The sequence below is a fragment of the Schinkia azotoformans genome (assembly GCF_035811335.1).
In the GTDB taxonomy this organism is placed as follows: Bacteria; Bacillota; Bacilli; order Bacillales; family Bacillaceae_J; genus Schinkia; species Schinkia azotoformans.
In genome coordinates this window covers 41,875-60,383 of the sequence record NZ_JARSMD010000012.1, presented here as the reverse complement: position 1 = coordinate 60,383, position 18,509 = coordinate 41,875, and the positions used below count along the sequence as shown (strand labels likewise).

Below are 18,509 nucleotides of genomic sequence, written 5' to 3'. Positions count from 1 at the left end.
TGTGGTGTGTTTGGAGTTTGGGGACACCCTGAAGCAGCGCGTTTAACCTATTACGGATTACACAGTCTTCAGCATCGCGGCCAAGAAGGTGCTGGAATTGTCGTAACAGATGGTGAAACGTTAAAAATATCCAAAGGCCCAGGCCTCTTAACGGAAGTGTTTGGTACAGGTGAATTGGATAGTTTAACTGGAAAAGCAGCTATTGGTCATGTACGATACTCTACTGCCGGAGAAGAAGGTTATGAAAATGTTCAACCTTTACTATTTAACTCACAAACCGGCAGTTTAGCTTTGGCGCATAATGGAAGTCTCACGAATGCGGATGCATTAAAAAGTCAATTAGAATACCAAGGTTCTATTTTTCAAACGACATCGGATACAGAAATACTAGCACATTTAATTAGACGGGTTGGCTTTGGAAACATAGAGGATCAAGTAAAAAGTGCATTGTCCATTTTAAAAGGAGCCTATGCATACCTTATTATGACTGAAAAGAAACTATTGGCTGCTCTTGATCCAAATGGATTTCGTCCACTTTCCATTGGACGCCTTGATGGTGCCTATGTATTAGCGTCTGAGACATGTGCGTTTGATGTTATTGGGGCAACATATGAGCGTGAAGTAATGCCAGGTGAGCTTATTATCATTGATGATACTGGCTTGCGTTCTGAACGATTTACAATGAATGCTAATCGTGCCATTTGCAGCATGGAATATATTTATTTTGCTCGTCCAGATAGCGATTTTGACAATATTAATGTTCACACTGCACGTAAACGTCTTGGTAAACAAATGGTTGCGGAAGCACCAGTAGAAGCAGATGTGGTAACAGGTGTACCTGATTCTAGTATTTCAGCAGCAATTGGGTATGCGGAAGCTTCCGGCATTCCATATGAATTAGGACTCATAAAAAATCGATATGTTGGCAGGACATTTATTCAACCTACACAAGAAATGCGTGAGCGCGGTGTGAAAATGAAATTGTCACCAGTACGCGGTGTTGTGGAAGGGAAACGTGTTGTTATGGTTGATGATTCGATTGTGCGCGGGACCACGAGTAGAAGAATCGTTCAACTACTTCGCGATGCAGGTGCAATTGAGGTTCACGTAAGAATCACCGCACCACCAATCGAGTTTCCATGTTTTTATGGTGTCGATACAACTTCAAAAGAAGAGTTAATTGCTGCATCAATGTCAATAGAAGAAATCCGTCAGGAAATTGGCGCAGATTCCCTTGAGTTTTTATCAAAAGAAGGGTTATTAAAAGCAATTGGAAGACAAGACCAGGATGAAAACTGCGGTCAATGTTTGGCATGTTTCACAGGCAAATATCCAACTGAGGTCTTTCCTGATGAAGCCACAAATTCTAATATGGCGGCTCAAAAAAAACCTAAGGCCCCGACGTCGTAAGTAGGGGCCTGTAAGTTGCAAAAAAATAGCTGAAAGAGGAGATAAAAGACATGTCAAATGCTTACAAGAACGCCGGTGTAGATATTGAAGCAGGCTATGAATCTGTTAATCGCATGAAAAAACATGTTCAAAAAACAGTCCGTCCTGAGGTGCTTGGTGGTTTAGGCGGCTTTGGTGGTATGTTTGATCTTTCAAAAATGAATGTGAAAGAGCCGGTTTTAATTTCTGGTACAGATGGTGTTGGTACGAAGCTAATGCTTGCTTTTATGATGGATAAGCATGATACGATCGGCATTGACTGTGTGGCCATGTGTGTGAACGATATTGTCGTTCAAGGTGCAGAACCACTTTATTTCTTAGACTATATTGCCTGCGGTAAGGCACTTCCTGAGAGAATTGAAATGATAGTAAAAGGTGTAGCGGATGGCTGTGTTCAGGCAGGCTGTGCTCTAATCGGCGGAGAAACAGCAGAAATGCCTGGTATGTATGATGTAAATGAGTACGATCTAGCTGGCTTTGCTGTAGGTGTTGCTGAAAAGTCAAAGATGATTACAGGAACAACGATTGAAGCGGGCGATGTGTTAATTGGGATCGCTTCAAGCGGAATCCATAGTAATGGCTACTCATTAGTGCGTAAGGTCCTTCTTGAGGATGGGGAGCTTGACCTTCATGCGACATATGAAGGCTTAAACGGTACGTTAGGTGAAGAATTACTTCGTCCAACAAAGATTTATGTGAAACCACTTTTAGAATTAATCAAGAAATTTAATATAAAAGGTTTGGCTCATATTACCGGTGGTGGCTTTATTGAAAACATTCCTAGAATGCTTCCGGAAGGCGTAGCGGCCGAAATTGATTATGGTACATGGCCAATATTGCCAATCTTCAATTTGATCGAAAAGACTGGAAACTTAAAACAAAAAGAACTATTTAATGTTTTTAACATGGGCATCGGCATGGTAGCGGTTGTTAATGAAAGTGAAGCAGATGATGTTTTAGCGACACTTGAAACTCTTGGTGAAAAGGCATATAAGATTGGTCGTGTTAAAAACGGTGAAGGAGTTTCCTTTAGTGGAGGCAATCTAGAATGAAAAAAATAGCGGTGTTTGCATCAGGCAGCGGATCTAACTTTCAGGCATTAGTAGATGCAGCAAAGGCTAATCAGCTGTCCGCGGAAATTGTCTTGATGGTTTGTGATAAACCAGGAGCTTATGCAATCGAGCGGGCAGATCAAGCGGGTGTACCATCTTTGGTGATTTCGCCTAAGGATTTCGCTTCAAAAACAGATTATGAAAAAGAAATTTTACAAAAGCTTAATGAGAGCGGAGTAGAATTAATTGTACTCGCTGGGTACATGCGTTTGATCGGTGAAACATTGTTATCGGCCTATGAAGGAAGAATTGTAAATATCCATCCGTCCCTATTGCCGTCTTTTGCTGGAAAAGATGCGATCGGACAAGCCTTTCAAGCAAAGGTGAAGATTACTGGCGTAACGGTTCATTATGTTGACGAGGGTATGGATACAGGTCCGATCATTGCTCAAGAAGCGGTGAAGATGGATGAATATGAGACACGGGAAAGCCTTGAAGCGAAAATCCATCAAGTTGAGCATTTATTATATCCACGTGTTATACAAAAATTATGTTCCACTGATAGGAAAGTATAAATTTCGGTGGAAATCAGTATAAGAAAGGACATCAACTTCCGCCATTATGGGCGGAAAGTCGTGTCTTTCTAAGGGGGAGAAATAGTAATGGCAATTAAACGTGCACTAGTTAGTGTTTCTAATAAAGAAGGGATCGTTCCTTTCGTGCAAGCACTTGTTGAAAATGGGGTTGAGGTTATCTCAACTGGCGGTACAAGCAAGGTTTTAAAAGAAAATGGTGTGAAGGTCATTGGAATTTCTGAAGTAACAGGATTCCCAGAAATTATGGATGGACGGGTAAAAACACTTCACCCCAATATTCATGGTGCATTGCTTGCGGTTCGTGATAATCCTGAACATAGTAAAGCGCTAGAGGAGCATAATATCACTCCAATTGATCTTGTTGTAGTAAACCTCTATCCTTTCCAAGCTACGATTGCGAAGCCGGATGTTGCATTCGAAGATGCAATTGAAAATATTGATATCGGTGGTCCAACAATGCTTCGTTCTGCAGCCAAGAACCATGGTGATGTTGCTGTTGTTGTTGATCCTCTTGACTATGACCGCGTATTAGCTGATATTAAGGAAACTGGAGATGTAAGTAAGGAACTAAAACAAAAGCTTGCTGCAAAAGTTTTCCGTCATACAGCTGCCTATGATGCGGTTATCTCTGAATACTTAACAAAACAGGCTGGTGAAGAAGACCCGGAATCACTAACTGTAACATTTGAAAAGCGTCAAGACTTACGTTACGGAGAAAATCCACACCAAAAAGCTACATTCTATAAAAAACCATTAGGCTCAGAATCTTCGATTGCGGCAGCAAATCAACTTCATGGAAAAGAGCTATCATACAATAATATTAACGATGCAGACGCTGCTTTAAGTATTGTTAAAGAATTTACGAAACCTGCTGTTGTTGCTTTAAAGCATATGAATCCATGTGGAGTTGGTGTTGGTGAAACTGTTGAAGAAGCTTTTGACAAAGCTTACGCAGCAGACCCAGTATCTATTTTTGGTGGCATTATCGCAACAAATCGTGAGGTGGATGCAGCCACTGCCCTAAAAATGAAAGAGATCTTCCTAGAGATTATAATTGCTCCTTCCTTTAGTGAAGAAGCATTGGAAATTTTAACTTCTAAGAAAAACTTACGTCTATTAACACTTTCTTTTGCAGAAGATAAAAAGCCAGAGAAGAAAATGACATCGATTCACGGCGGCCTTCTTGTTCAAGATGAGGATACATTTGGTTTGGATGATGCAACCATCACAATTCCAACTAAACGCAAGCCAACTGAGGAAGAGTGGAAGGATCTTGAGCTAGCTTGGAAGGTTGTTAAGCACGTTAAGTCAAATGCGATTGTATTAGCAAAGGATAATATGACCATTGGTGTTGGTGCTGGCCAAATGAATCGGGTTGGTTCAGCAAAAATTGCGATTGAACAAGCTGGTGAAAAAGCTAACGGCTCAGCAATGGGCTCGGATGCCTTCTTCCCAATGCCAGATACTGTTGAGGAAGCAGCAAAGGCTGGCATCACTGCGATTATTCAACCAGGTGGTTCGATTCGTGATGAAGACTCCATTAAGAAATGTGATGAGTTCGGAATTGCAATGGTATTTACAGGAGTTCGTCATTTTAAACATTAAGGAGAGGTTAGCTAATGAAAGTACTTGTTGTAGGACGTGGTGGTCGTGAACATGCGCTTGCGTGGAAATTTGCCCAAAGTCCAAACGTTGAAAAAGTATATGTAGCACCTGGTAATGACGGTATGACGGACGTTGCCGAGCTGGTAGCCATTGATGAAAATGATCACAACGGCCTTATTGCTTTTGCGAAGGAAGCGGAGGTATCCTTAACTTTTGTCGGACCGGAAGCCCCTTTATCAGAAGGAATTGTCAATCGCTTTGAGGAGGCGGGATTGCGTGCCTTTGGACCGCGTAAAGAGGCAGCAATCATAGAGGGAAGTAAATCTTTCGCTAAAGATTTAATGAAAAAGTACAATATTCCAACTGCAAAATATGAAACCTTTACTTCTTACGAAGAGGCAAGAGCCTATATCGAGGAGCAAGGTGCTCCAATTGTTATTAAAGCAGACGGTTTAGCAGCGGGTAAAGGTGTAGTTGTTGCGCTAACACTAGAGGACGCACTTGCTGCCATCGATGAGATGATGAATCAAGCGAAATTTGGTGAAGCCAGCAGCAAGGTTGTTGTTGAAGAATTCCTAGAAGGTGAAGAATTTTCTTTTATGGCCTTTGTGAAGGGAGAGAAGGTTTATCCAATGGTCATTTCTCAAGACCATAAGCGCGCCTATGATGGGGACCAAGGTCCGAATACAGGTGGCATGGGTGCCTACTCACCTGTACCGCAAATTCCTGAGGAAGCACTTGATACTGCCTTTAAAACAATTTTACAATCAACAGCCAATGCGATGATTGCTGAAAATCGTTACTTTACTGGCATTTTATATGCTGGTCTTATTTTAACAGCAACTGGACCAAAAGTTATTGAATTTAATGCACGCTTTGGCGATCCGGAAACACAGGTTATTTTACCTCGACTTGAAAATGATTTGGCAGAGCTTATTAATGATATTTTAGATGACAAGCCGGTTGAACTAAGGTGGTCGAATGAAGCTGTAATAGGGGTTGTTCTTGCAGCAACAGGGTATCCAAATGAGTATGAAAAAGGACATGTGATTCATGGCCTACATGCTATGTCAGATGACATTTTTGTTTTTCATGCAGGAACGAAGAAAAGAGATGACTCTTTTGTAACTAATGGTGGACGTGTCCTCCTCGCTGCGACTAAAGGAAATGACCTTGCTGAGGCACAGAATCAACTCTATAAACAATTAGAAAAAGTTCATTGTGATGGTCTATTTTATCGCAAGGATATAGGCTATCGCACGATTGCTTATGCAAAGGCTCATCAATAGAAAATTAGATCAAAGTGGCTAACCCAATGGTTAGCCACTTTTACTTTTATGTTGGATTTGTGATGCCTTCAGTAATGTCATCCGGTAATGCCAATGGTGTTTCCTCGACATGGACTTTGTCCTGTTGTTTATCCTGATATTGCTCAAAAAGAGCGGTTAAAGGGCAAAATTTTGTAATTCCTTCAGCCACTTTCATGGCAGCCATGACAGCAACCCAGAAATAGGAATCGCGCCAAGGGTTTTTTACCATTTTTGCTGTTGCCCATGCCAGCATTGTAAAACCGAATGTCATGCGAATAAGGGCGTTAATAGTACCAATATTAGGTTTAACCATAAAGAAAATTTTACCTCCTTTATTTTGTCAAAAATTCTTAAGCCTCTTTAGTGCGTTAAATTAAGAAATATGGTACGATAAGAGTACGAATGTGTTATGAGAATGGAGGATCACTATGCCTGATCGTTATCGATGGAGGACAAAGCTCATCCGTGAACAAATTTCGATACTCAATGGAAAAAAGTCACCATCAATCGTACTAAAAAATGCGACCTATTTAAATCAAGCGTTACGTAAGTGGCTAAAGGCCAATATTTGGATTTACGAAGACCGCATTGTATACGTAGGAAGCGATCTCCCTGAGATTTATGAGCAAACCGAATTTGTAGATTGTGAAAATAAATTTGTTGTTCCTGGTTATATTGAGCCACATGTTCATCCTTTTCAATTATATAATCCCCTAACATTTGCTCAATATGCATCACAAACTGGAACAACAACATTGATAAACGACAACTTAATGCTTGTACTAATGTTACCTAAAAAGAAAGCGTTTTCTTTGATTGATGAACTAAATTGTTTACCAAGCTCCATGTATTGGTGGTGCAGGTATGACCCGCAGACAGAGATTCCGGGGGAGGAACAAATTTTTTCTCCAGAAAATATTAAAGAATGGCTTGAACATGATTTGGTCATGCAGGGAGGGGAATTGACCTCTTGGCCAAAGGTTTTAGACGGGGATGATTTACTGCTTCATTGGATGCAAGAAACGAAGAGATTAAGAAAGCCAATTGAAGGACATTTACCAGGTGCATCTGAAAAAACACTTACAAAAATGCGCCTGATGGGTGTAGATTGTGATCATGAGTCAATGACAGGTGAAGATGTATTAATGAGGCTTACCCAAGGTTATACGGCTTCTTTACGGTACTCATCGATACGCCCTGACTTGCCTAAGATTTTAGAAGAAATCTTGGAACTCGGAATCGATAATTTCGATCGATTGACATTTACAACTGACGGTTCACCACCTGCCTTTTACAAGGATGGGGTCCTGGATAAAATGATAAAAATCGCCATTGACAAAGGTATCCCTGAAATAGACGCTTATAACATGGCAACCTATAATGTTGCCAAGCATTATGATCTTGATCATGTTCATGGTATGATTGGACCTGGAAGAATCGCACATTTAAATATTTTAGATGATATTAGAAATCCGAGTCCGGTTTCCGTTATTGCTAAAGGGAAATGGGTGCGAAGAGACGGTAAACCAATCGTTAATGTTTCTGAATTCCCATGGGATAAGTACAGCTTGGAACCGCTAAAAATAGATTGGGAACTAACAGCGGATGATTTGCAATTTTCAATGCCGTTTGGAATGGAAATGATAAACTCAGTGATAACGAAGCCTTATTCTATCGGTTTTGACGTTTCTGTGGATGAACTGCCAATGGACCATGATGAAAGCTTCTTAATGCTTGTTGACAAAAACGGAAAATGGAGAATCAATACTGTTATCAAAGGATTTGCCAACAAAGTATGTGGTTTTGCAAGCTCTTATTCCAATACAGGTGATATCGTATTAATTGGGAAGAATAAGAAAGACATGTTGACAGCATTTAATAGAATGAAAAAAATTGGCGGCGGTCTTGTTCTTGTGGAGAATGGTGAAATTATTCATGAAATTGAACTAAAGCTGAACGGAATCATGTCTTCTAAAAATCTTGAAGAATTAATAAAAGAAGAAAATACATTGTTTGCATTATTAAAAGAGAGAGGCTATAAGTTTGTTGACCCAGTATATACTTTGTTATTTTTATCATCAACTCATTTACCATATATTCGGGTTACACCTCAAGGAATTTTCGATGTTATGAAAAAAACTATACTCTTCCCTTCGATTATGCGTTAAACTGATAAAGTATAAAAGAGAAAGACATAGTATTTGTCTTATTAGATAGATGTTATGTCTTTCATTTAAAAAGGGTCGTGGATTAGATGAAGAATCCGATGAAATTATTATGCACAGTTGCAGCAATTGCTACTATTTTTGTAACCGGCTGTAGCAAAAGCACTTCAGGTACCCCGGTTGATCAACCTGCTATTGAATATGTAGATCCACAGTTAAGAGGAGAAATTTTAAAAAAATCAAACATACCGTTTTCTGGGTACTATCCATTGACGGGAATAGGTACATATAATGAAGTTAATCAGCGTGCATTTGCAGTGATGGTTAACAACCACCCTAAGGCACGCCCACAGTCAGGACTGCATAAGGCGGATATCGTCTATGAAATTTTGGCCGAAGGTGCTGTTACTAGATTTTTGGCTGTTTTTCAAAGTGAACTACCTGAAGTTGTCGGCCCTGTTCGCAGTGCAAGGGATTATTACATTTATTTGAGCAAAGGTTTAGGGGCTATTTACGTTAATTATGGTGGAAGTCCGGAGGCCTTTGATTTGCTGCAGTATCGTGAAATTACTGATTATATCGGAGGCATCGTTCGTAAAGGGTATGCAGATGATCAGTTTTTTTATCGGGCAAACTTTCGTAGTGCCCCCCATAACGTGTATACGACAGTTGAAAAATTGATAGAGGGTGCTGAAAAAAGAAATTTCTCGCTTACGAAAGAAATCAAGCCTTTCTCATTTTTATCGGTAGAAGAAATGAAAACTGTAAGTGGGGAAGAAGCTAGTGAAGTTGCGGTAACCTATTCGAATTCGTATAAAACGAGCTTTATATATGATGAGAATTCAGCAAAGTACCAACGTTTTGTTAACGGCAAAGAATACAATGACCGTGAAACAAAAACTCCGATTACTGTGGATAATATTTTAATTATAGAGGCTCCGCACAGGGTTGTTGATAGTGCGGGACGAAGAGATATCGATCTTGACGGGAGCGGCAAAGGCTATCTAATTCAATTAGGTATTAGGCATGAAGTAGAATGGAAAAATGTTAATGGCCGCATTATCCCTTACATGGATGGCAAGGAAGCCGGGCTTGTTCCAGGTAAAACATGGGTAAATGTGATTCCAACTAGTCCAGGTCTAGAAAAAATGGTTTCTTTTGATTTTTAGAACAGGAGTGACGAAAGACATGCAAATAGATAAACTAAGAGGGAAATCACTTGATCAGCTTTTCGAAGCCATTCTTTCTTTGGAAAATATTGAAGAGTGCTATCGTTTCTTTGATGATTTATGTACGGTGAACGAAATTCAATCACTAGCCCAAAGACTTGAAGTTGCACGAATGTTACGAGAAGGCTTTACCTATCACAAAATTGAAACGGAAACAGGCGCAAGTACTGCCACAATCTCTAGAGTAAAAAGATGTTTGAATTATGGAAACGATGCTTATACGATGGCGTTGGATCGGATTCAAAACGAAAACGAAGATGTCGAAGTCGAAAAGTAAATAAAAGGTTGAAAATAAGTCGATTTCTAATTGTGAGTCGGCTTTTTCTGTTTTTATATTAGATTTCTGGGTAAATGACCCGAACTTACGGGCATACGCAGTTAATTTCTAGATAAGTGTACTGTAGTAAGTTTTCGATAAAAAAATTTGGTATAATACATTTTAGTTATGTAAGCAGGAGGATCTAATTCATGTATGAAATTAAACAATGGAAACACATTTTTAAAATAGACCCCAATAAAGAAATCTCGGATCGAGATTTGGAATTAATTTGTGAATCCGGCACGGATGCTGTCATGATTGGCGGAACGGATGGGGTCACACTTGATAATACGATCTATATGCTTTCAAGAATACGAAGATATCAAGTCCCATGTGTTTTAGAAGTATCCAATATTGAATCGATTACACCGGGATTTGATTTTTATTTTATCCCAACGATACTTAATAGTACGGATACAAAGTGGATTGTGGGATTGCATCACGAGGCTGTAAAAGAATATGGTGCGATTATGAATTGGGATGAAATTATGGTTGAAGGCTATTGTGTATTAAATGCCGATTCCAAGGTCGCTGTGCAAACGGAAGCCATTACGAATTTGGAAGTGGATGATATTGTGGCTTATGCAAGTATGGCAGAGCGGATTTACAATCTTCCTATTTTTTATTTAGAATATAGTGGCTCCTACGGGGACCCTAATGTTGTGAAAAGCGTAAAAGCAGCATTACATAATACTCAGCTATTTTATGGCGGCGGTATTACAAATGAAGAGGAAGCTGCGGTAATGGCACAATATGCCGATACCATTATTGTTGGAAATAGTGTTTATGATGATGTGAAAAAGGCTTTGAAAACTGTAGATGCGGTTAAAAAAAGCAAATAGTATAGTAAATTATTGTCTAGCTCCAGCGCCTATCGCCTAGCAAACTTCAGGTCTCCTCCCTACGATAAGTCAACAGAGGGAATCACTTCGTTCGTAGCCGGATATCCTTTATCTCAGTCGAAGACCCTCCAGTTTGTACGGCGATGAACAAGGCGCTTGCGCTTTTCTAAGATTGGAGTGTTCGTTTTGCAAACAAGTGAAAGGTTATTAAGCGGGTTAAATCCTGAGCAGCAGGCAGCAGTACGTTCAACAGAAGGCCCTTTGCTCATTATGGCAGGCGCGGGTAGTGGAAAAACAAGAGTGTTGACACATCGCATTGCCTACTTAATGAGTGAGAAGGATGTTGCTCCATGGAATATCCTTGCGATTACATTTACAAACAAGGCTGCCCGCGAGATGAAGGACCGTGTTGCCAATATTGTTGGACCAACGGCAGAAGAAATTTGGATTTCGACTTTCCACTCGATGTGTGTGCGAATTTTACGTCGGGATATTGATCGAATCGGTATGAATCGTAATTTCTCGATTCTTGATACAAGCGACCAGTTATCAGTAATCAAGAAAATTTTGAAGGAAAAAAATATCGATCCGAAAAAATTTGACCCAAAGACGATTTTAGGGTCCATAAGCAGTGCTAAAAATGAGCTTATTACAACTGAAGAGTACGAAAAAAGTGCTAGTGACTACTACAGAAATACGATAAGTGATGTTTACAAAGCCTATCAGGACAGATTGAAGAAAAATCAATCATTGGATTTTGATGATCTCATCATGATGACGATTCAACTCTTTGACCGTGTTCCGGAAGTGCTCGAATTTTATCAACGTAAGTTCCAATACATCCATGTTGACGAGTACCAGGATACAAACAGAGCGCAATATATGCTCGTGAAATCAATGGCTGCCCGCTTTAAAAACCTTTGTGTAGTTGGTGACTCCGATCAGTCCATTTATCGTTGGCGTGGCGCGGATATCGCCAATATTTTATCGTTCGAAAAGGATTATCCAAATGCAAACGTCATTATGCTGGAGCAAAACTATCGCTCAACAAAGCGAATTTTGGATGCAGCCAATAAAGTGATTGAAAAAAACTCAAATCGGAAGCCGAAAAAACTATGGACTGAAAATGATGAAGGTAAAAAATTAGTCTATTATCGTGGTGATACGGAGCGGGATGAAGGCCATTTTGTAGCAGGGAAAATAAAAGAAATCGTCGAGAGCGGAAAACACAGCTACCAAGATATTGCGATTTTATACCGAACAAATGCCCAATCTCGGGTAATGGAGGAAGTTTTACTAAAATCCAACATTCAATATAACATCGTCGGCGGCATGAAGTTCTATGATCGCAAGGAAATTAAAGATCTTCTAGCTTATCTACGCCTGATTGCTAATCCTGATGATGATATAAGCCTGGCCCGGATTATTAATGTTCCAAAAAGAGGGATTGGTGCTTCAACATTGGACAAGATTGGTGAATATGCCCTTCAAGCGGGTATGTCTGTTAATGAAGCATTAAATGAAGTAGACTTCATGGGTCTTTCAGCAAGATTTACAAATACATTAATAGAGTTCCGTGACCAGATTCGTAACTGGAATCAAATGCAGGAATTTTTATCAGTGACTGAATTAGTAGAAGAGGTTCTTGAAAAAACAGGCTACCGCGACATGCTGAAGGCTGAAAAGACGATAGAAGCTGAGGGTAGACTTGAAAATATCGATGAATTTTTATCTGTTACAAAAAACTTTGAAAAAACAAATGAAGATAAGAGCTTAGTATCCTTTTTAACAGATTTGGCGCTAATCTCTGACATTGACCAGGCGGATAAGGAAGAAGAAGGCAGTCAGGATTCTGTTATGTTAATGACACTTCATTCAGCAAAAGGACTTGAATTCCCAGTTGTATTTTTAATGGGCTTAGAGGAAGGTGTTTTCCCGCATAGCCGTTCCTTAATGGATGACGAGGAAATGGAAGAGGAAAGACGTCTTGCCTATGTTGGGATTACACGTGCTGAAAATGAATTGTTCCTTACAAACGCCCGGATGAGAACTCTATTTGGACGTACGCAAATGAACCCTGTTTCACGGTTTATCGGTGAAATTCCGGATGAGTTAATCGAAAACCTTGCTGAAGAGTTTGCTAAACAAACACAAAGACAACCAACTGCTGCGACGCCATTTGGAGTGTCAAAGCCAAGAATTCAGCAATCGGTTGTTCGCCCTGTTGCAACAAAAACAGGTGGAGACCAAGTTGGCTGGCGTGTCGGTGATAAAGTGGAACATAAAAAATGGGGCATTGGTACGGTTGTGAGTGTTAAAGGGGAAGGTACGGATAAAGAGCTTGATATTGCTTTTCCACAGCCAACCGGTATTAAGAGACTGTTAGCGCAGTTCGCACCAATTACAAAGATTTAATTTTATTCAGCGGTATCCACCACTTCCATAAGTGGTGGGATGAAAGAAAACCAGTATGCAATTCAGTGGGGGAGTTAAATCCCTGCTGAATAAAATTAAAGCCTCCGGCGGATGCCTCGGATTTTTTAAAGGTAGTTTTTCGAGCAAGATCGAAAAAAATCTGGGCGCAAATACGCCAAGGCGTATTTGATAGAGAGGTACTATATGACTTTACAAGAAGATAAAAAACGAATCGGTGAATTAAAGGATTTGTTAAATCAATACAGCTACGAGTATTACACGCTCGATAAACCGACAGTCCCTGATGCTGAATATGACAAGCTGATGCAGGAATTATTAGGATTAGAGGAAAAGTATCCTGAACTTGTAACAGCAGATTCCCCAACCCAGCGTGTTGGCGGTGAGCCACTTTCGTCATTTGAAAAAGTGGAACATCGTGTGCCGATGCTCAGTCTTGGGAATGCCTTTAATGAGGGAGATTTGCGTGATTTTGACCGCCGTGTTCGTCAGGATATCGGCGAGCAAGTTTCCTATGTGTGTGAGTTGAAAATAGATGGGCTGGCGATTTCACTTCGCTACGAGGACGGTTTGTTTGTGCAAGGGGCTACCCGTGGCGATGGTTACATTGGTGAGGATATTACAATGAACCTTAGGACGATTAAATCGATTCCGTTAAGGTTAAAAGAAAATATTGATATCGAGGTTCGCGGCGAGGCTTTTATGCCGAAGCGCTCTTTTGAAGCATTAAATCAAGAGCGGGAAGAAAACGGGGAAGAGTTATTCGCAAATCCGCGTAATGCGGCAGCAGGCTCTTTAAGGCAGCTTGATCCGAAAATTGCAGCGAAACGAAATTTAGATATTTTCCTTTATGGCATCGGCTCGACTGAAGAACTTCCCATCGATTCACATAGTGATGGACTTGACTTTTTAGAACGTCTTGGGTTTAAAACAAACCCTGAACGAAGAAGATGCGCTAATATGGATGAAGTTATTCAATTTATAGAGGGGTGGATGGAGAAGCGTCCAAACCTTCCTTATGAAATTGATGGTATTGTTGTAAAAGTAGATTCTTTCGAACAACAAGAGCAGCTAGGAACAACAGCAAAGAGCCCGCGCTGGGCGGTCGCTTATAAATTCCCGGCTGAAGAAGTAATGACAAAACTAATTGATATTGAGCTAAGTGTCGGTCGTACTGGCGTAGTAACGCCTACTGCGATTTTAGAACCAGTTCGTGTGGCAGGTACGACAGTGAAAAGAGCTTCTCTGCATAATGAGGACTTAATTCGTGAAAAAGATATTAAAATCGGTGACTATGTCATTATTAAAAAAGCAGGCGATATTATCCCCGAAGTTGTTAGTGTTGTTGAAGAAAAACGTACAGGCGATGAGCTGGACTTTATGATGCCAACAGGCTGTCCGGAATGTGGCAGCGAGCTAGTCCGTTTAGAGGATGAAGTGGCTCTTCGTTGTATTAATCCAAAGTGCCATGCCCAAATTCGTGAAGGCCTCATTCATTTTGTAAGCCGAAATGCCATGAATATTGAGGGCTTAGGGGAAAAGGTCATCACTCAATTATTTGCTGCCAATTTAATTGAAGATGTTGCCGATATTTATAGGCTCGATCGCGATGAGCTTTTAAAGTTGGAAAGAATGGGCGAGAAGTCGGTTGATAATTTATTAAATGCGATCGAAGCTTCGAAGTCCAATTCGTTGGAAAAATTGTTGTTTGGCTTAGGTATCCGCCATGTTGGGGCAAAAGCAGCCAAAACGTTAGCTCAAGCATTTGAAACGATCGATGCTTTGCAAAAAGCAACAATGGAAGATTTAATCAATATTAATGAAATTGGTGAAAAAATGGCTGATTCCGTTGTCACTTATTTTGAAAAAAATGAAGTTAGTCAATTGATTGATGAGCTGAAATCCTATGATGTCAATATGGTCTATAAAGGACCAAAAATCGTAAATGTTGAAGAAATCAATTCGATTTTTGCAGGGAAAACGATTGTTTTGACCGGAAAGCTTGAGCAGATGGGTAGAAACGATGCTAAAAAAGAATTAGAAGCACTCGGAGCAAAGGTAACAGGCAGTGTAAGTAAAAAAACGGATATTGTCATTGCTGGGGAAGATGCCGGTTCAAAGCTTGATAAAGCATTAGAGCTAGGATTAGAAGTTTGGGATGAGGCAAGAATGCTTCAAGAATTAAAGAGATAAAAGGGGGCTAAAAAAATGAAAAAAAGTTTTCAAGTGCTACTAGTCCTCTTACTAGTATTAACTGCATGTACCCCTAATTTTGGAAAAGATGAAGAAATTGTTCAAAAAACAGAAGAAACTACGGAACAAGCGATCATTCCAAAATATAAAATCTCAGATGAATATTATCGAACAATTTTACCATTCAAAACTGGAAAGGCTAGAGGCTTGGTAAATTACACGGTTTATAACCGTTTGGATATCGATGAGATCGAAATGGGTTTAATGCGAGTGGCACAGGAACATTTTGATCCAAATAATTATTATTTTCAAGAAGGACAATATGTGACCTCTGATATGGTAGAGGAATGGGTTGGAAGACAGAGTGAAAAAAATACGGAGGGTTTGAATCCGCCATTAAATGAAAAAACAGCAACTACTGAGCAGTTTCGGCAAAATCCGAAATACCTTTCCCATGTCATGGAGCATAATTATTTAAAAAAGGACAATGAAAATAAGGTAGAACTCGGTGGGGTCGTTATTGGGTTAGCATTAAAATCTGTTTATAATTTTAATGAGCCAACAATGGGGTATCCAAGAGAGGAACCAATACCACTAGAGGAAATTGAAAAGCAAGGAAAAGCAATTGCTACACAAGTTTTGCAAAGACTGCATGGAATCAAGGCGTTAGATGGTGTCCCAATCGTTATCGCACTATTTCAGGAAAAACCAAGGGAATCTGTTGTACCAGGAAATTTCTTTGCAAAGACTTATATTAGTGGAAACAGCAATTCAATTTCTAAATGGGAAAAAATTAATGAGCGGTACGTTCTGTTCCCATCTCAAGAAGGGAAAGACTCCTATTACGATGACTATCAACGAATGATTAACTTTAAAAGCGATATTGAACAGTATTTTCCGAACTTTGTTGGTGTAGTCGGCCGCGGCTACTATGTGGATGATCAATTGCAGGAAATGACAATTGATATTCCAATCCAGTTTTATGGGAAAGCGGAAATCATCGGCTTCACAGAATATATTACAGGGCTTATGCTAGATCATTTTCCTCCATACATATCTGTTCAGGTTTATATAACCTCCATTGATGGGCAGGAAGCGCTGATAAGGTGGAATGGCGGCGAGGAAAAACCATTTGTTCATATTTATAGGTAATGGAACATGGGGACGGTTCTAGTGTTCCATCCACTAATCCAATTATTGCTCCCAAGCTATTGATCGGACTTACTAATTTTCAGTAAGCAATAAGTCTCTAAGCTAACACGAATGAACATCTGGGTAGTTCAGGAAGTGAGACAACATTCGTGTCTTAACGCTTGGAGACTTAGTATGTGAAATATCAAGATTCCTATATAGTCCGATCAAAGGCTGGTCGCAATAATTGGTTCGTTTTCATCATCAATCCTAAGCAAATCTCGACATATCTTGAACAATTGCACAAATCTTTGGTATTATCATTGTATTGTGCTAATGAATTATGTCTAATTTAGTAGACTAATCTATAATTACATTTTTACATAAGATTGGGGGGAACGGTATGTCACGAATTTCAATAGAACAAGTAAAGCACGTTGCGCATTTAGCCCGTTTAGCGGTTACAGAGGAAGAAGCAGAAAAATTCACTCAGCATTTAGATGCGATTATTGAATATGCAGAACTTTTAAATGAGCTTGATACAGAAAATGTAGAACCAACAACACATGTTTTAGACATTAAAAATGTGTTAAGAGAAGATACTGCACGTCACTGGCTAACACAAGAGGAAGCATTGAAAAATGCGCCACAACAAAGAGACGGTCAATTTAGAGTGCCATCAATTATTGAATAAGGAGAGGAGGGCAAAGCATGTCTTTATTTGAAAACAAAATTTCAGAATTACATGGAATGTTACATAAAAAGGAAATTACTGTTACCGACCTTGTTGACGAGTCTTACAAGCGAATTGGTGAAGTAGAAGATAAAGTAAAAGCATTTATTACATTAAATGAAGAAGCAGCAAGAGAGCAGGCAGCAAAGCTTGATAGCGAAATTGGTGCAAAGGATCAGTTCGGTCTATTGTTTGGAATGCCAATCGGTGTGAAGGACAACATCGTAACGAAAGGGCTTCGCACAACATGTGCCAGCAAAATTCTAGCAAACTTTGACCCTGTATACGATGCAACTGTTACAGAAAAATTACATAATGCTGAAGCTATTATTATTGGTAAATGTAATATGGATGAATTCGCGATGGGTTCATCAAATGAAAACTCTGGTTTTTATCCAACAAAAAATCCTTGGAATGTAGACTATGTACCAGGTGGATCAAGTGGTGGTTCTGCTGCGGCAGTTGCAGCAGGTGAAGTACCATTTGCATTAGGATCTGATACAGGTGGCTCTATTCGACAGCCAGCTGCTTTTTGTGGTGTCGTTGGCTTGAAGCCTACATATGGATTAGTATCACGTTTTGGATTAGTGGCTTATGCCTCCTCATTAGACCAAATTGGTCCAATTACAAGAAGCGTTGAAGATAATGCCTACATATTACAAACAATCGCTGGACATGACAGAATGGACTCAACATCAGCTAATGTTGAAATACCTGATTATTTATCAGCCTTAACAGGAGATGTAAAAGGCTTGAAAATCGCTGTTCCAACGGAATATATTGGCGAAGGCGTTCGTGCAGATGTTAAAGAAGCAGTTATGAATGTATTGAAGGTACTTGAAGCACAAGGTGCTGTATGGGAAGAGGTTTCACTGCCACATTCTAAATATGCTGTTGCAACTTATTACTTATTAGCTTCTTCAGAAGCATCTGCAAACCTATCACGCTTTGACGGTGTCCGCTACGGTGTCCGTTCTGATAATGCGAAAAATATTATCGAGTTATATAAAAATTCACGCAGCGAAGGCTTCGGTGAGGAAGTAAAACGCCGCATCATGCTTGGAACTTTTGCATTAAGTGCCGGTTATTATGATGCTTACTATAAAAAAGCACAAAGGGTACGTACATTAATTAAAAATGATTTTGACAAAGTGTTTGAAAAATATGATGTCATCCTTGGACCAACAAACCCAACACCAGCCTTCAAAATTGGTGAAAAAACAAATGATCCGTTAACAATGTACGTTGAAGATCTCTTAACGATTCCTATGAACCTTGCAGGTGTGCCAGGAATTTCAGTTCCATGCGGATTTTCAAGTGAAGGTCTGCCAATCGGCTTACAAATCATTGGAAAGCACTTTGATGAAAGTACGGTCTACCGTGTAGCACATGCTTATGAACAAGCAACTGATTTTACACGTCAAAGACCGAATCTGTAAGGGGGGGAACGAG

The 18,509-nt window shown here is 39.8% G+C and carries 15 protein-coding genes; 14 read left to right on the top strand and 1 reads right to left on the bottom strand.

The features are described from left to right. Positions 1-6 precede the first annotated feature (6 nt). The 5 genes from purF (at position 7) to purD (ending at position 5,991) form a co-directional block, all read left to right on the top strand. A complete protein-coding gene (purF, locus tag P9E47_RS06755; protein ID WP_326162927.1) occupies positions 7-1,410 on the top strand; it encodes an amidophosphoribosyltransferase in 1,404 nt (467 codons plus the stop codon). A gap of 50 nt (positions 1,411-1,460) precedes the next feature. After that, the gene (gene purM / locus P9E47_RS06750; protein WP_326162926.1) at positions 1,461-2,501 is read left to right on the top strand and encodes a phosphoribosylformylglycinamidine cyclo-ligase; all 1,041 of its coding nucleotides are present in this window, start codon (positions 1,461-1,463) and stop codon (positions 2,499-2,501) included. Beyond that, on the top strand, positions 2,498-3,076 hold the full coding sequence (purN, locus tag P9E47_RS06745; RefSeq protein WP_326162924.1) for a phosphoribosylglycinamide formyltransferase: 579 nt from the start codon (positions 2,498-2,500) through the stop codon (positions 3,074-3,076). Before purM ends, purN begins: the two co-directional genes overlap by 4 nt. Before the next feature lie 87 nt (positions 3,077-3,163). Next, entirely contained in the window at positions 3,164-4,702 is a 1,539-nt protein-coding gene (gene purH / locus P9E47_RS06740) for a bifunctional phosphoribosylaminoimidazolecarboxamide formyltransferase/IMP cyclohydrolase (protein ID WP_326162923.1), read from the top strand. Between the two features lie 14 nt (positions 4,703-4,716). After that, positions 4,717-5,991 (top strand): phosphoribosylamine--glycine ligase, encoded by a 1,275-nt coding sequence (gene purD, locus P9E47_RS06735; protein WP_003331571.1) that lies wholly within the window; start codon positions 4,717-4,719, stop codon positions 5,989-5,991. A gap of 46 nt (positions 5,992-6,037) precedes the next feature. On the opposite strand, the gene P9E47_RS06730 is transcribed toward purD, so the two are convergent. Then, entirely contained in the window at positions 6,038-6,325 is a 288-nt protein-coding gene (locus P9E47_RS06730) for a YgaP family membrane protein (protein ID WP_003331572.1), read from the bottom strand. A 115-nt stretch (positions 6,326-6,440) separates the two neighbouring features. On the opposite strand from P9E47_RS06730, the gene P9E47_RS06725 reads away from it, so the two are divergent. The 9 genes from P9E47_RS06725 to gatA all read left to right on the top strand — a co-directional run bounded on the left by P9E47_RS06725 (position 6,441) and on the right by gatA (position 18,496). Further along, positions 6,441-8,180 carry an adenine deaminase C-terminal domain-containing protein gene (locus P9E47_RS06725; RefSeq protein WP_003331574.1) on the top strand — a complete coding sequence of 580 codons (1,740 nt, stop codon included), beginning with the start codon at positions 6,441-6,443 and terminating at the stop codon, positions 8,178-8,180. A gap of 86 nt (positions 8,181-8,266) precedes the next feature. Continuing rightward, the gene (locus P9E47_RS06720) at positions 8,267-9,346 is read left to right on the top strand and encodes a DUF3048 domain-containing protein (protein ID WP_326162922.1); all 1,080 of its coding nucleotides are present in this window, start codon (positions 8,267-8,269) and stop codon (positions 9,344-9,346) included. A 19-nt stretch (positions 9,347-9,365) separates the two neighbouring features. Beyond that, complete coding sequence (locus tag P9E47_RS06715) at positions 9,366-9,683, top strand: YerC/YecD family TrpR-related protein (protein ID WP_003331576.1); 318 nt, start codon at positions 9,366-9,368, stop codon at positions 9,681-9,683. Positions 9,684-9,874: 191 nt separating this feature from the next. Continuing rightward, positions 9,875-10,567 carry a heptaprenylglyceryl phosphate synthase gene (gene pcrB / locus P9E47_RS06710; RefSeq protein WP_003331577.1) on the top strand — a complete coding sequence of 231 codons (693 nt, stop codon included), beginning with the start codon at positions 9,875-9,877 and terminating at the stop codon, positions 10,565-10,567. Between the two features lie 186 nt (positions 10,568-10,753). Beyond that, positions 10,754-12,982, top strand: coding sequence for a DNA helicase PcrA (pcrA, locus tag P9E47_RS06705; protein ID WP_003331578.1), 2,229 nt, complete (start codon positions 10,754-10,756; stop codon positions 12,980-12,982). Positions 12,983-13,186: 204 nt separating this feature from the next. Next, positions 13,187-15,193 (top strand): NAD-dependent DNA ligase LigA, encoded by a 2,007-nt coding sequence (gene ligA, locus P9E47_RS06700; protein WP_003331579.1) that lies wholly within the window; start codon positions 13,187-13,189, stop codon positions 15,191-15,193. A gap of 15 nt (positions 15,194-15,208) precedes the next feature. Beyond that, positions 15,209-16,345, top strand: a complete 1,137-nt coding sequence (locus P9E47_RS06695) for a CamS family sex pheromone protein (RefSeq protein WP_003331580.1) — start codon at positions 15,209-15,211, stop codon at positions 16,343-16,345. A 382-nt stretch (positions 16,346-16,727) separates the two neighbouring features. After that, complete coding sequence (gene gatC / locus P9E47_RS06690) at positions 16,728-17,018, top strand: Asp-tRNA(Asn)/Glu-tRNA(Gln) amidotransferase subunit GatC (protein WP_003331581.1); 291 nt, start codon at positions 16,728-16,730, stop codon at positions 17,016-17,018. 17 nt (positions 17,019-17,035) lie between these two features. After that, a complete protein-coding gene (gatA, locus tag P9E47_RS06685) occupies positions 17,036-18,496 on the top strand; it encodes an Asp-tRNA(Asn)/Glu-tRNA(Gln) amidotransferase subunit GatA (protein WP_003331582.1) in 1,461 nt (486 codons plus the stop codon). Positions 18,497-18,509 lie beyond the last annotated feature (13 nt).